Consider the following 14,283-nt stretch of genomic DNA (forward strand, 5'->3'; position numbering starts at 1 on the left):
TTCTAGCAGCTTATTTATTAATGTAATTATATAATGACAGTGTCATGTCATAGGCATCCTGCCATTTAACATTTCCACTTTTCAAAACATCTATATATGCTTCTTTAGATACAAGCCCTTTTTCATAAGCCATTTTAAAAAGGTCTCCACTATTGCCATTTGCCTCATTTCTGTATCCTGCATATGTCAAAAGTATGTCTGCGGCTTCTTCCTTTGTAAGCGACTTGTCTACAATGTATTTTTGCAAATATTGATAGTTATCATCTATAAGCTGTGATTTATCTGGTATTGACCTTTTAATCATGTTTGATGTCATATAGTAAAATGATATGCTTTTTATGTTTTCATCAAGTTTGTAGTCATTTGTGTAACCAGGTACTATAAGTCCCCAGTGGAGGACAAATTTTAGTCCGTCAAAAGCCCAGCTTTTCTCTACACTTTCTTCTACTTTAAACGGCGTAAGGTATGCTCCCTGATTTACTAAAATAGATTGTATATTCTTTATATCTTCTTCGCTTCCTATTATGTCAGCAAATGATTTATTCTTGGCTATTGAATATGCAGATGCTACACCTGCAGCATCTCCTTCTGCCATCCCTATCGGTATTGTCCTGGCTGATCCTGCTGCTAGATGGCTGTAGGATGCTGACCGTCCAACTACCAAGAGGTTGTCTACATTCTGTGGTACTATGCACCTAAAAGGCACTGCATATTCTACTGGTTTTCCATATACAAAGCCTGTGTCCTCTGGCGATGTGGCTTGTACATCTACAGGATATGAGCCTATTGCAATTCTATCATAGAAATCTCTATTAAATACAACATCGTTTATGTCCAGTGTGTAATATCCTTTTATATGCCTTGTTTCTCTTATATAAAGTTCATCTGCTGTGCCATCAAGCTCTGCTTTTTCAAAGCCCGGAATATTTGCTCTAAAAAATTCGACTATTCGTGGAAGTTCTTTCTTTGCTAATTGTGTTCCATTGTCGATTGACTCTTTATTAAGTCCGTCTACGCCGTATATCAAAAGGGCATTTACTAATACTGTGCCGTCATCTTGCTTTCCTAGGTTTAATCCTCTTAGCCTCAACATCTGTGTAGATGGCTTGTACTTTTTCGTAATTGATAAAAATCCATTTGCTGATGTGTCGTTTATATACGTCGCTGGTATCTTCTTCTCGTACTTTATTATTTTTATAAGGTTGTCCCAATCTAATCCTTTTAATCTGAATACAAGTGTTGATGCCTGTACTTTGCCTTTTACACCCATGTCTTCAGCTCCAACTGTGTATGGAACACCTGCTGAGGCTGCAACGTCAGCATCCTGTGTTGCGTCGATTATCCTTTCCCCATAGAAATTTACTTGTTTTCCATCTTTTAGTGCGGTTATGCCTATTATCTTTTTTCCATCCATTATGGGTTTCTCAAATACTGTATTGTAAGACTGTGTTATATTTGGCAAACTTAAAAGCTTTAAAAATACTTCTTTTGCCTTGTTTACATCAAAAGAGTTTTTTGAGCCTATGCCTTTAAAAAATTCTTTAAATGTACCTTGAGTAAGCAATATTCCATTGGGGCCCTTGCTCATATCAATTGTGTTTAACATGCCGTACGTCATAAGGCCACCGGGACCATTGTGCTTATCAATTATTAAAACTTTAGCATCATTTTTAGCTGCAGACCTTGCAGCAGCTACACCTTCCGGTTCTGCTCCTACGACTATCACATCATATTGATTGCCATCATCAGGCAGATTAAGCTTAATTGGCTTAGGAAGGTTTTGCTTTTTTTCAATTACTTTAGCTGTGGCATTTTGCGGTGTTTTTTTGTGCTTTTCTACGTAAAAGTAGCCGCCTATTACTGTAATTATTAATGCTGATACTATGAAAATGAGTATTGTAGTTTTTAAATATTTTTTTTGCAAAATCATCACCTCAACATATTACTCATATGTTGATTATATCATGATTATGTTGATTTTGAATATACATTTTTTATGAAAATACGTGTTCAAATGCATCATTTACTCATAATGCAAAGCTTCAATTGGCTTTAGTCCTGCTGCCTTGTTTGCAGGGTACATCCCAAAGAATAACTTTTCGACCACTCCACCATGTATCATTGTCTTATAGACAATTCAATGAGAATACTTAATAAATTACCATTAATTCTCATTGAATTGCTCAATATATAAGCACATTATTTAATATTTCTTATCTAAGCACCTTCGCTTAAAAATCTGTACTGGGACATGTAAAGATCGTAATAAAGGCCTCTAAGATTCATAAGCTCATCGTGCGTCCCTACCTCTACAATTCTGCCTCCATCTACCACCATTATCCTATCGGCATCTCTTATAGTAGAAAGCCTGTGAGCTATGACAAAAGATGTCCTACCTGTAAGGAGCCTTTTTATACCTCTTTGAACAAGCCTTTCTGTTTGGGTATCGATATTAGACGTAGCTTCATCAAGTATCAATATGCGGGGATTTGCCAAAAGTGCTCTTGCAAATGATATTAGCTGCCTCTGTCCCACAGAAAGCCGTGATCCTCTCTCATTTACTTCTGTATCATAACCCTTTTCCATCTTCATGATGAAGTCATGCGCATTTACCGCTTTTGCTGCTGCTATTATATCTTCATCTGTAGCATCGAGCTTTCCGTACCTGATATTTTCCTTTATTGTAGCTGAAAACAAAAATGTATCTTGCAGCATGATGCCCATCTGACTTCTTAGTGACTCTAGCTCTACGTGTTTTATGTCTTTGCCATCTATTAAGACAGCCCCCTTGGAAGGGTCGTAAAAACGACTGATTAAATTGACAATCGTCGTCTTGCCTGCCCCCGTAGGACCTACAAGTGCCACAATCTCTCCTGGATTTACTTTAAAACTGACATTGTCTAAAACTACGTTTCCATCGTCATAGCTGAATGTAACATTTTTAAATTCCACTGCTCCTTTTATCTTGGGCATCTTTATCGCATTTTTTATATCCACTATATCCGGCTCAATGTCCATAATCTCAAATATTCTTTCAGCAGACGCAAAAGACATGACCAAGCTGTTGTAGAAATTGCTTATATCAAGTATAGGTCTCCAAAACATGCCTATATACATTGTAAATGCAATTATTGTCCCTATCGTAAGTCCACTTCCAATAAGCTTTGCACTGAAATAGTACAGTATAACCGCACCAAGACCGTAAGATGCATCTACCATCGGCCAAAACAGATCGTTTAACTTCACGGCATGGACAAAACTTCCCATCATGTCTTTTACAAGCTCGAAAAATATATATGATGTCTTATCCTCATTTGCAAATTCCTGGACGACTTTTATGCCAGAAAAATCTTCGTGAGTGTAGGCGTTAAATGTGGATCGCTTTCTCCTAAAATTTTGCCACCTTCTTCTCGATAAAGTCTCTATAGAAAAAAGCCCAATCACAAGCAGTGGAAGCAGTGTCATAGATGCCAGTGCTAATTTATGGTTTAAATAAAACATCATAGCTCCTACGCACACAACTGTCAAAATCTGTGGAATAAAGTTTGTAACGCTGTTGTTAAAAAGATCCTGCAGTGAATTTACATCCCCAATAACCCTTGCCAAGATTTTACCTACAGGCCTAGAATCAAAAAATGAAAATGAAAGTTTTTGTATGTGGCTATAAAGTTCATGCCTTATCGTCACCAGTATATCATTTGTTACAGATGCCATCTTCACTATTCTAACTTTCGATGCCATCATAGCCATGAAATTTAGCGATACCATCAAAAGCCCGATTATAAGAAGTCCCTTAATATCGCCATTCCTTATATTTTTGTCAATGGCCGTCTTCATAAGAACTGGATTTATAAGACTTACAATCATCTCAAAAATCAAAAGCATTATTACAAGAAATACTCTAAATTTATGTTTCTTGAGGTACTTAAAGAGTCTCTTTAATATCACAAAGTTTGACATGCGCCTCAAATCTTCATCCTGCTTTACCATATTTCTCGCCATTTTTATCCCTCCCTTGCAAAATCATACAATTATCATTTAGTTGCACACATCAGTCTCACTGTATTCAACATCGCTGAAATTCTTAAACTGTTCTAAGTAAATTTCGTAGTATCTTCCTCTCTTCTTAAGAAGCTCCTCATGGGTTCCTTTCTCAACGATGCGCCCATCCTCCATATAAAGTATCATGTCTGCATTCTTAACCGCCGATATTCTATGAGCAATGATAAATGTTGTAGCATTCTTCCGCCTTTCGCTTAAATTCTTTAAAAGCCTAAACTCTGTATCCATATCCAGTGCAGACGTTGCATCGTCCAATATCAGTATCTTTGCATCCCTTATAAGGGCTCTTGCAATTGATATCCTCTGCTTCTGTCCACCAGATAAGCCTATGCCCCTTTCACCGATTATCGTGTCATACTTGTCATCAAACTCCTCTACAAAATCATCTGCACAGGCGAGCCTTAATGCTTCTTTCACTTCTTCAAACGTAGCATTTTCCTTTCCAAACCTTACGTTTTCTTCAATGCTTTCTGAAAACAGAAATGTATCCTGCTGTACGACAGCCATCTGGCTTCTCAAATCATGAAGGTTTATATCTCTAACATCGTATCCATCGATATAGACAGCACCCTCCGATACATCATAATATCTGCCGATGAGATTTACCAGCGATGACTTACCGGAGCCAGTAGTACCCATTATAGCAACCGTCTTTCCTGCATCAACTTTAAAATTAATATTCTTTAAAACCAATTCATCATTATATTTAAATGATACGTTTCTAAACTCCACATCACCTTTTAAGTTTTTTATCCTTATTGATTCATCGCTGTCCCTTATAGACGGCACCACATCCATTATCTTCATTATCTTCTTTGCTGATGCATCAGCTTGAGCTATTAAGTTTGTCAAAAATCCTAGCATCCTCATGGGCCATATAAGCATGTATATATAACCGCTAAAAGCCACCAATTCACCAATAGACAATGAATTTTTTACAACAAGTATGCCACCCAAAACCACCAGTATCACAATCGAAAAATTTGTGAGAAAATCGATAGGTGGAAAATACTTTGCCACTATCTTGTTTTGTTCCATACTAAGCTCAAAGTTTTCATTATTGAGGTTTAAAAATTTCATGATCTCGTACTTTTCTCTCGCAAATGCCTTTACAAGCCTCACGCCTGCTATATTCTCCTGTGCGGCTGTATTCATAAGCACTCCTTGGTCGCTTAACTTGCCGTAAGATATGCCGATCTTCTTTTCAAACTGCAGCGCAAGATAGCCAATAAATGGCATACCTAAAAGGCTTACTACTGTAAGCTTCCAGTTTATAAGAAAAAGTATCACCGATGCAGTTATAAAATATATCATGTTTTCAATAAACATCCGTATCCCAAAAGAAACACTTCTCCACACATTATCAACGTCTTCGCCTATCCTTGACATAAGCTCCCCTGTATTCATACTGTCAAAGTAGCTGAAAGGAAGACTTTGTATGTGGTCGAAAAGGTCCTTCTTTATATCTATGCTTATCTTTGCTGAAAGTACATCAAATATATACTCCTTCACATACCCAAGCACAGCCCTTAAAACCGTAATTGCAATAAATCCCCACAGTATAGGCCATAATAAGCTTTTATTTCCGCCTATAAATACTTTATCAGTTATAAGCTCCTGAAGATATGGATTAAACATATCAAGAGCAATTGCAAGTATCATCGCAATAGTTGGTATTATAACGTGCCACTTGTACCTTAAAACATATTTTAAAACTCTCCTCAAAAATATCCCCCCTAAAAATTAAAAGACTGCACAAGAACATAGTCTTATACAGTCTTTTGCGCAAACTTTGATACACAATAATTATAGATACAATCATCGTGTATAAAGGCAAAGATCGTGTTGGACTGTGTTCTTAAATTTAAAGTACAGCAAACAAAGCCAATAAATTGCCATAAATTTACGGCTTCAAAATAAAATGCCATACTTATCACGCCATTTTCAGTCTAATGGCTTATTTAAGAACACCCTTAATCATCACAATCTTTCCTTTCAAAGAGAAACTACAGATATTATACCATTCAGGACAAAACAATTGCAACAAATTTGTGAAAAAAAATCCTTAATGATCAGCTTTCTTTATATTCAAAAACTGGAACTTCAATTGTTTTTACAGGTTTTTTCTCATAAAAGTACTCATCAAGTTTTAGTGATGTATCTGCATCAAAATACCTTTCACCACATTCTACGCATTCAAATACCGGCACATGCTCAATAACAATAAGCTTATCATTTACCCATTTTTCTATTCTCGTCTCTTTCTTTTCTAATTTCCCACCACACTTAAAACACCTGTCATTCATGATATTTACCTCCTCTTGTTCTTTCATCAATCCATTTGGGTAATTCTGGAATATATGAAGTTATTATAACCAAACTTTTATTCTGAAAGCCGCAAACCGTATGTATATATTTATTATCTTTCTTCCCTAATATAAGGCAACTATGACCTCTTGGATCATCAGGATAATCCTCTAAAATTTCACCATTTAATATAGATGTTAAAACATCAACAATCCTTAAGTTTCTCTCAAGCAGTTTATCTAAAGCATGCTCACTCAATAACCATTGACCTTTTAATATCAACTTCTTGATCATTTTTATATCAAAATCATTCATATATAAATCACCTTTAATTTAATTATATCATATCAAGCAACTAAATTATGCTTTAATTTATACGCTAAAAAAAAATCGCCCCGTATTTTGGAGCGATTTTTTCATCATCACGATATTTTCTTTTTCAGTAGTCCAATCATCAAGGCTGTCACAACCATGCCAATAAGTATTGCTACGATGTACAAAAGCGGATTTGATATAGCGATTGGTATTACGAATATCCCGCCGTGGGGTGCTCTAAGTTCAATGTGGAAAAGCATCAAAAGTGCACCGGTTACTGCAGACCCCACCATGATGGATGGGATTACTCTAAATGGATCTGCCGCTGCAAATGGGATAGCACCTTCTGTTATAAATGAAGCACCTAATACCCAAGCTGCTTTTCCTGCCTCTCTTTCTTCTTGTGTAAATCTATTTCTAAAAAGGACTGTAGCAAGTGCCAAGCCTAAAGGTGGTGTCATACCAGCTGCCATTACTGCTGCCATAGGCATAAATACATTTGATGCTAAAAGACCTGTTGCAAATGTATATACTGTCTTATTGACAGGGCCACCCATATCAAATGCCATCATCAGTCCTAGTAGTGCACCGAATATGACTGCGTTTGTTGAACCCATACCCTTAAGCCAATTTGTAAGTCCTGTCATTATCGTCTTCATAGGCGTACCAACAACGTATATCATAAGAAGTCCAACGATAAGAGTCGACAAAACAGGCAATATGAGTACTGGCATAAGTCCTTCCATCGTCTTAGGCAATTTTATAGTCTTCTTTAGATAATACACTGTATAACCAGCAAGAAAACCAGATATGATACCGCCTAAAAATCCTGCACCAGTTGAAACTGCCAACATACCGCCTACCATACCTGGTACAAGTCCAGGCCTATCTGCTATTGAATATGCCAAAAAGCCTGAAAGAATAGGAACCATCAGTGCAAATGCAGCACCGCTTCCTATCTGCATCAACGCTGCAGGCAGAGTGCCTTGCACCTGAAATGCCTTGTAGCCCCATAGAAACGAAAGTGCTATTGATATACCACCAGCGACGACAAATGGAATCATGTAGGATACGCCTGTCATCAAGTGCTTATAAACACCTGTCCTTTGGCTGGCCCTCTCTTCATGAATTTTTTCGACTTTATCAATATAATCTTTTGGCTTTTCCATCTTTAAAGCTCTTTCAATTAGATCCTTAGGATTTTTAATAGCTTCCTCTACAGGGACCTCCAGTATAGGTTTACCTTCAAAACGGGACTTGTCAACTTTTGTCGCAGCAGCAATTATTACTGCATCTGCTTCTCTTATGTCGTTTTCTGTCAGTTGATTTTCAGCCCCTATTGACCCCTGTGTCTCAACTTTGATTGCCACATTTAACTCTTTTCCTGCCATTTCAAGATTCTCTGCAGCCATATAGGTATGGGCAATACCTGTAGGACATGCAGTTACGGCAACAATCTTTTTCATCACAGAATCCCCCTTACTCATATTTTTTAAAAGCATTTACGACATCTTCGTAAGTCTCAGCCTTGTTAAGTTCTTCCCTCACCTCCTCATGCATCAGTGACCTTGAAAGCTTAGCTAAAATTTTTAGATGTAGATTGTCTGAATTCTCAGGTGCTGCAATCAGGAAAAAGAGGTGTGCTGGTTTTCCATCCATCGAATTGTAGTCTATCCCCTCCTTCGACTTTCCAAATACTAAAGAAGCCTTTTTCACCAAGCTGCTTTTCCCATGAGGTATAGCAACTCCCATACCTATTCCAGTTGAGTACTCTTCTTCCCTCTTTAACACCACATCCAAGAATTTATCTTCGTCATCAATTGCACCTTTTGCTGCCAACGGTTTTATAAGTTCTTTCAAGACAGATAATTTATCCTTTGACTTTAAGTCGAAAATCATCATATCTTTATCAAGTATCTCTTCTATCATTATTTATCCCCTTTCAATTATTCCAATTTCAACTTTTTCTTTCAGTTCATTTACATCTTTTAAAGAACACGCTTTTGTACCTTCCCGCATGACAACTGAGGTAGAAGCAGCAGACGCCATCTTTATCGTTTCTTCTATAGCCAGATTATTGTAGATGCCATGAGCGAATCCAGCAACATATGCATCACCTGCACCTACTGTACCTTTTACATCAACTTTTATAGGCTTTACAAAATATATCTTCTCGTCTGTCAAAACAAGGCTGCCTTTGCCGCCCATTGATACAGCAACTATTGAAACACCATTTTCAATAATCTTCATGCCTTCTTCAATTATTTCATCTTTTCTTTCGAGTTTTTTTCCTGCAATTTGTGAAAGCTCATGTACGTTAGGCTTTATCATGTAAGGTTTTGCTTCAATGCCGTATTTCAAAGCATCTCCATCAGCATCCAGTATAACTTTTATGCCTTTTTTCTTGATTTTTTCAATAACATATCCGTAAAACCTTTTGTCGACACTTGGTGGTAAACTACCAGATAAAACAATCACATTTGAGAAATCGACATGCTCATTTATGCTCGAAATTAACTTCTCCACTTCGTCACGAGAAACATCTGGCCCAGCTTCATTTATATCTGTATACGTGTGGTATTTCTCATCAATTATCTTTATATTTATCCTTATATCGCTTTCGATTGGCACGAAGTGAGACTCAATTCCTAATTTATTTAGTACATCTTCAATGTATTTCCCATTTGGCCCCATGAAGCCAAGGCACACCACATCATTGCCCAGATTTTTTAAATTCTTAGCTACATTTATCCCTTTTCCTCCAGCATCGATGATAGACCTTGATACCCTATTTACCGCACCAACCTTAAAGTCATCAATTATCAATGTTCTGTCTATCGCCGGGTTTATGGTCACTGTCGTTATCATCTGCTACATCCTTTCCAAAATTTAATACATCCACATTTACCTGCTCATACTTCTTCACTATCTCATAGTCCAGTTCATCGTCAGTAATAATGGCTGTTATATCACCGATATCGGCAAATTTCACGAAAGATTTCTTGCCAAATTTCGTATGGTCAACAACAGCGTAAACCTCATTCGAAACATCAATCATGGCCTTTTTTGTATTTGCTTCTATAATGTCAGGAGTCATAAGGCCGTTTTCATAAGATACCGCATTTGCACCAATAAAAGCCTTATCTACTTTGAAATTTCTAATTACCATTTCAGCTATAGGTCCTACAAGCGCCTTTGTATTAAGCCTCTCTATACCACCTGTTACAATAAGTTCAATATTGTGATAACTTGATAATTCTATCGCAATTAACGGCGAATTCGTAACAACCGTAAGATGTATGTCTGGTAAAGATTTTGCAATCATCAATGTGGTAGTGCCAGCGTCCAGTATTATCGAGTCGCCTTCTTCGATTAGAGACGCAGCAATTTTTCCGATTTTCATCTTCGATGGAAGCTCATAATCCTCTTTTTCCACGAAAGATGGCTCATAATGTGTATGCGTATTCAATATGGCACCGCCGTGTGTCCTCTGTATAAAGCCGTCAAGTTCCAGCATTCTGAGATCTCTTCTTATGGTTGACTCTGATACACCTAATATTTCGCTAAGTTCTGACACTGTCATGCTTTTATCTTTGCTTAAGAGCTCTGCTATCTTCATCCTGCGCTCTTCGCCAAACATTTAATCACATCCATTCAAAATAGATGATAATTATTGATTATTTATGCTCACTTATGATTATATAATGAAAATGTTTTTTTGTCAATCGCCCATATATAAGATTTTCACTTTTTTACTATATTATAAATGTGAATTTGGAAAATATTATTATAAGCGAACGATTAATGAAGCTTTCGTAATATATCACGATGAACGAAGCGCAGTTTGGCGTATGAGCGAAAGCTAACCCTAACAACGCATAGACGGCGTTAGCCAAACAAGCGAAGAGAATCGATGATATATTAGACAAGCGGAATTTGTGAGCGTTAATAATATTTTCCATGACAATTATATTAAAAATGAAAATGGGGGAATAAAAAATGATAAATGGTTTTGAAAAAGAATGTGGAATAGTCCCAATGAACTTTTTTGAAAGCCTCGCTTCAATTAGCGGCTCACAGTTGAAAGTCATAATGTACATTGCAAAGCATACAATAAAAAATGGAAATATAAGTCCTGTAAAACTGACAATAGATGAAATTCAAAAAGGGAAATATGAGAATGGCGAAAGAATAGACAGCGGCACAGGTTTATCTACAGGTATAATAAGCAAAAGTTTGAAAAATGCCATAAAAGACGGATTTTTGGTGTGCTACGTCGATAATAAGGACAAATTGCGGCAAAAGAAATACTACACATTAAGACAAAATACATCCATTGAAGGCACCACGTATAAATATGACGAAACAGGTAGAATAACAGAATTCGATGAATGGCAAAAAATGACATCTACAGATTTTTCAGGTGTCGAAAATGTCGGCACAGATTCTTACGTAAATTCAATAATTGAAAATGGGAATTCAAATATTAAAAAAGATGATGAAAGCTTAAATGGTGAAACAAGTCCATTTTCAAAAAGTGAAGACAATATGATCATATCAGATATGAATGATATGATAGATATTAATATTAAAAGTAAATCTATCAATCATATCAATGATATGACGTATACTAAAAATGAAAATCAACCTAAATACGTAGATAAAGATATGCTTAAGCAAAAATACAATCTTACAGATGACGAGATGAAAATATGCATGTCCAGAATGAAGGGAAAAGATATAAAGTATCCAGCAAAGTTTTTAGAGAAAGTGATACAAAACTACCTTAAAGATAAGTCATTATTAAAAGATGCTGCAGTATCATATGCAGCACCTAGAAATTATTTTAATTCATATCCACAGAGAAAATACGACATCGATGAACTTGAAAAGAAGCTTTTAGAGGTTTCAAGAAGAAAAAGCACCCCTTGATTAAAGATTTTTATCAAACAGCAACTTATCAATGACGTACGATGAAAGAAGGATCAATAGAGGCATGATGGTAAATGCATACCTGTTTGTCGGAATAAACATGAGCTGAATCAATGTCAAAATGATAGCATATATGCCTATAAAGCGTATTTCATCTTTCCTAAGAGAATAAAATGCTCCAAGCCAACCTATCGCCATCAAAAAGCTGTGGAGAAGATATAAATTCCTCAAATATTGATACTTTAAATCAAGATCGTACCACATGCTGCCAAAGATTATATTAAATTTGCCGATGGTATACCATTTAAAGTAGTAAATCGGGCTCTTCTCAAAACCTTTGACGATAAATTTGATGACATCCATGGTAGAGCGTATATTCTGTGGCACATGATCAATTCCATTAAAGTAAGGGAATGCGCCACCCAGCATGGGATTCCAGGTCTGCGACGCAAGTAAAATCAGCTTGTGAAGCGTAACAATATTTCTAATCCACCACGGCATCATTATAGCTGTAAATCCAAGCAATACATACAAAAAGTTTTTCAGTGTATACCTTATATCTTTAAACTTAAAGTACATTAAAATATATGGTATCACAATAATTGGTGCAGCTGCAGGTCTTATTAAAATGGACAATCCAAAAAAGACACCTGTCATGACATTTACAAATATCCCGGGTTTTTTATACGCTATAATCTGCAGATACAGATACACCATAAAAGTAAAAGTATATACAGTCTCTGTAAGTATAAGAGTGGATGCCCATACAAATGTTGGATAAATCGCTGAAAAGAATGCAGCTATAAGCCCAACTTTATTGTTTTTAATTTCTCTGCCTATGAGATAAATAAAAAGAACCGTCAGCACGCTAAATATACTCTGTATGATTCTCACAGCCTGAAGCGGACTTCCATTAGAAAACCCAAATATCTTATATATCAATGCAAGAAATAAAGGATATCCGGGAGTAATATACGCATTTGGCGTATTTGACATATACCCTAAAAAACCTTTTGTCAAAAACTGCTTCACCATTATATCGTAGTTTTTGGCATCACCTGAAAGGGGAGGCTGCACAACTTTGTAGACAAAAAGAAGCCGAAGGTATAAAGCAACGATGATGATTATAACTAATGAAGCGATGACAAAAAACTTCTTCGATACATATTTCGCTTTACTATCCATAATTACCTCCTATCGTAGCGCAATTAATGATGCTCCAGCAAAAATAAGTACTACACCAATCCACCTAGTTATTGGTACTGTCTCTTTAAAGATAAGCCATGCCACAAAAACTCCAACAGCATACGCTGTACTTTGGAGAGGATAAACAATGCTGAATTTTCCCTTTGCTAGTATATAAAGCCACAAGACGGTTGCTATCGCATAGATTATTATTCCACTTATAACATACGGCGAAATTAAGGACATTAATACACCTTTTAGACTACCTGCATTTCCAATGCCGATTTTCCATAATACTTGACCCGTCACCAGAAGCAACACATTTACTGCAACAAGGACATATATCACTTATCTTTGCCCCTTTCTAAATCCTTATTTTTTTCTGATTCAATCATATTTTTTAAAATAGCTACCTCTTGCGTCAGCTTCACAATGCTTTCAGATTGCTTTGATATTATCATAGTAAGGTGAAAGCAATATGAGATAATAAATAAAAGTCCTAGCAAGAATAGGACAGATGGGGCGTAATATATGTGGAGCAACCTGCTTAAGAGATTCAAAAATCTCAAATTTGCTGAGATTACAATCATAACTATCGAGAAGAATATCCAAAATAAGCTGTACTTTTCTAATAGATTGCCTCTCACAATCTCTCTCACAATTATTATTAAAAACAGTATGCTAAAACCAAGAGAAAAAGTATATACATTGAAAGACACAAAAAGACCTCCTATGCTTTTTGATGTTCTTTGCGGCTCATACAATTCACAAGTATGGCAAGCGTCACCTTTACCATATAATAAATTGATCGTTTAAAGTTTATAGAAGACTGACCGCCTAGCCTCTCATGCATCTCTACAGGTATCTCCCTCATCCTAAAGCCCATTTTGCTAAGTTTAGCTATTACCTCCACTTCAGGATAGTCCTGCGGATAACTTTCACTGAAATATTTGATGACTTTTCTGTTGGCAGCTCTAAAGCCTGATGTAGAGTCATATATTGCATAGCCTGTCAATATTTTTAATAGAAATGTAAAGAAGCGAGAACCGGTACGCCTAAGGTATGATCCTCTGTAATTTGTCTTTGCAACATAGCGTGACCCGATCACCAGATCAGCTTCATCATTCAATATGGGTTTTATAAGTTCATCTATAAATCTGGCGTCGTGCTGTCCATCAGCATCGATCTGTATCGCTATATCATATCCATTTTTGTAGGCGTACTTATACCCTGTCTGCATACATCCGCCGATCCCTAAATTAAAAGGGAGATCAATGACTATGACACCATTATTTTTTGCAATCAAGGACGTCTTATCACTTGAGCCATCATTGACAACTAGTATGTCCACATCCTTATTCTTCTTTATATTGTAAATAACGCTGTCAATCGTCTTTTCTTCATTGTACGCAGGTACAATGACAATTATTTTTGGCAACTTTTTCAACTCCCATAATATATATTCACATATATTATATCATA

14 protein-coding genes are annotated in these 14,283 nt (G+C 36.3%); 1 reads left to right on the plus strand and 13 read right to left on the minus strand.

Features of this window, described 5'->3' with window-relative positions; all coding sequences use genetic code 11:
* Nucleotides 1–10: 10 nt before the first annotated feature.
* The 9 genes from TTHE_RS12635 to TTHE_RS12675 form a co-directional block, all read right to left on the minus strand.
* Nucleotides 11–1,924, minus strand: coding sequence for an FAD-dependent oxidoreductase (locus TTHE_RS12635; RefSeq protein WP_013298957.1), 1,914 nt, complete (start codon nucleotides 1,922–1,924; stop codon nucleotides 11–13).
* A 293-nt stretch (nucleotides 1,925–2,217) separates the two neighbouring features.
* A complete protein-coding gene (locus TTHE_RS12640) occupies nucleotides 2,218–4,002 on the minus strand; it encodes an ABC transporter ATP-binding protein (RefSeq protein WP_013298958.1) in 1,785 nt (594 codons plus the stop codon).
* A 36-nt stretch (nucleotides 4,003–4,038) separates the two neighbouring features.
* The gene (locus TTHE_RS12645) at nucleotides 4,039–5,787 is read right to left on the minus strand and encodes an ABC transporter ATP-binding protein (RefSeq protein WP_013298959.1); all 1,749 of its coding nucleotides are present in this window, start codon (nucleotides 5,785–5,787) and stop codon (nucleotides 4,039–4,041) included.
* A gap of 347 nt (nucleotides 5,788–6,134) precedes the next feature.
* Nucleotides 6,135–6,368 (minus strand): YgiT-type zinc finger protein, encoded by a 234-nt coding sequence (locus TTHE_RS12650; protein ID WP_013298960.1) that lies wholly within the window; start codon nucleotides 6,366–6,368, stop codon nucleotides 6,135–6,137.
* Nucleotides 6,361–6,684, minus strand: a complete 324-nt coding sequence (locus TTHE_RS12655) for a DUF4258 domain-containing protein (protein ID WP_013298961.1) — start codon at nucleotides 6,682–6,684, stop codon at nucleotides 6,361–6,363. Before TTHE_RS12655 ends, TTHE_RS12650 begins: the two co-directional genes overlap by 8 nt.
* A 107-nt stretch (nucleotides 6,685–6,791) precedes the next feature.
* Complete coding sequence (locus TTHE_RS12660; protein WP_013298962.1) at nucleotides 6,792–8,150, minus strand: PTS fructose transporter subunit IIC; 1,359 nt, start codon at nucleotides 8,148–8,150, stop codon at nucleotides 6,792–6,794.
* A gap of 13 nt (nucleotides 8,151–8,163) precedes the next feature.
* Nucleotides 8,164–8,613, minus strand: a complete 450-nt coding sequence (locus TTHE_RS12665; protein WP_013298963.1) for a PTS sugar transporter subunit IIA — start codon at nucleotides 8,611–8,613, stop codon at nucleotides 8,164–8,166.
* Between the two features lie 3 nt (nucleotides 8,614–8,616).
* Complete coding sequence (gene pfkB, locus TTHE_RS12670) at nucleotides 8,617–9,552, minus strand: 1-phosphofructokinase (protein WP_013298964.1); 936 nt, start codon at nucleotides 9,550–9,552, stop codon at nucleotides 8,617–8,619.
* On the minus strand, nucleotides 9,500–10,324 hold the full coding sequence (locus TTHE_RS12675; protein WP_013298965.1) for a DeoR/GlpR family DNA-binding transcription regulator: 825 nt from the start codon (nucleotides 10,322–10,324) through the stop codon (nucleotides 9,500–9,502). The genes pfkB and TTHE_RS12675 overlap by 53 nt, the downstream gene beginning before the upstream one ends.
* 359 nt (nucleotides 10,325–10,683) lie before the next feature.
* Between TTHE_RS12675 and TTHE_RS12680 the strand changes: the two genes are divergently transcribed.
* Nucleotides 10,684–11,616, plus strand: coding sequence for a hypothetical protein (locus TTHE_RS12680; protein WP_013298966.1), 933 nt, complete (start codon nucleotides 10,684–10,686; stop codon nucleotides 11,614–11,616).
* On the opposite strand, the gene TTHE_RS12685 is transcribed toward TTHE_RS12680, so the two are convergent.
* Genes TTHE_RS12685 through TTHE_RS12700 form a run of 4 tightly spaced genes read right to left on the minus strand, consistent with a single transcriptional unit; the run spans nucleotide 11,617 to nucleotide 14,239 of the window.
* Nucleotides 11,617–12,801: an ArnT family glycosyltransferase gene (locus tag TTHE_RS12685; protein ID WP_013298967.1), complete on the minus strand. Its 1,185-nt coding sequence runs from the start codon at nucleotides 12,799–12,801 to the stop codon at nucleotides 11,617–11,619. It abuts the gene before it with no gap.
* 9 nt (nucleotides 12,802–12,810) lie between these two features.
* Nucleotides 12,811–13,149, minus strand: coding sequence for an EamA family transporter (locus TTHE_RS12690; protein WP_013298968.1), 339 nt, complete (start codon nucleotides 13,147–13,149; stop codon nucleotides 12,811–12,813).
* On the minus strand, nucleotides 13,146–13,520 hold the full coding sequence (locus tag TTHE_RS12695) for a DUF2304 domain-containing protein (protein ID WP_013298969.1): 375 nt from the start codon (nucleotides 13,518–13,520) through the stop codon (nucleotides 13,146–13,148). Before TTHE_RS12695 ends, TTHE_RS12690 begins: the two co-directional genes overlap by 4 nt.
* Before the next feature lie 11 nt (nucleotides 13,521–13,531).
* Nucleotides 13,532–14,239 (minus strand): glycosyltransferase family 2 protein, encoded by a 708-nt coding sequence (locus TTHE_RS12700; RefSeq protein WP_013298970.1) that lies wholly within the window; start codon nucleotides 14,237–14,239, stop codon nucleotides 13,532–13,534.
* Between the last annotated feature and the right edge of the window lie 44 nt (nucleotides 14,240–14,283).

Origin of the sequence: Thermoanaerobacterium thermosaccharolyticum DSM 571, from assembly GCF_000145615.1 — a bacterium.
GTDB lineage: Bacteria > Bacillota > Thermoanaerobacteria > Thermoanaerobacterales > Thermoanaerobacteraceae > Thermoanaerobacterium > Thermoanaerobacterium thermosaccharolyticum.

Excerpts from the sequence above, each read along its gene's own strand:
- TTHE_RS12655 (WP_013298961.1), bottom strand. The coding sequence starts at position 6,684 with ATGAATGATTTTGATATAAAAATGATCAAGAAGTTGATATTAAAAGGT.
- pfkB (WP_013298964.1), bottom strand. The coding sequence starts at position 9,552 with ATGATAACGACAGTGACCATAAACCCGGCGATAGACAGAACATTGATA.
- TTHE_RS12665 (WP_013298963.1), bottom strand. The coding sequence starts at position 8,613 with ATGATAGAAGAGATACTTGATAAAGATATGATGATTTTCGACTTAAAG.
- TTHE_RS12675 (WP_013298965.1), bottom strand. The coding sequence starts at position 10,324 with ATGTTTGGCGAAGAGCGCAGGATGAAGATAGCAGAGCTCTTAAGCAAA.
- TTHE_RS12685 (WP_013298967.1), bottom strand. The coding sequence starts at position 12,801 with ATGGATAGTAAAGCGAAATATGTATCGAAGAAGTTTTTTGTCATCGCT.
- TTHE_RS12660 (WP_013298962.1), bottom strand. The coding sequence starts at position 8,150 with ATGAAAAAGATTGTTGCCGTAACTGCATGTCCTACAGGTATTGCCCAT.
- TTHE_RS12650 (WP_013298960.1), bottom strand. The coding sequence starts at position 6,368 with ATGAATGACAGGTGTTTTAAGTGTGGTGGGAAATTAGAAAAGAAAGAG.
- TTHE_RS12640 (WP_013298958.1), bottom strand. The coding sequence starts at position 4,002 with ATGGCGAGAAATATGGTAAAGCAGGATGAAGATTTGAGGCGCATGTCA.
- TTHE_RS12680 (WP_013298966.1), top strand. The coding sequence starts at position 10,684 with ATGATAAATGGTTTTGAAAAAGAATGTGGAATAGTCCCAATGAACTTT.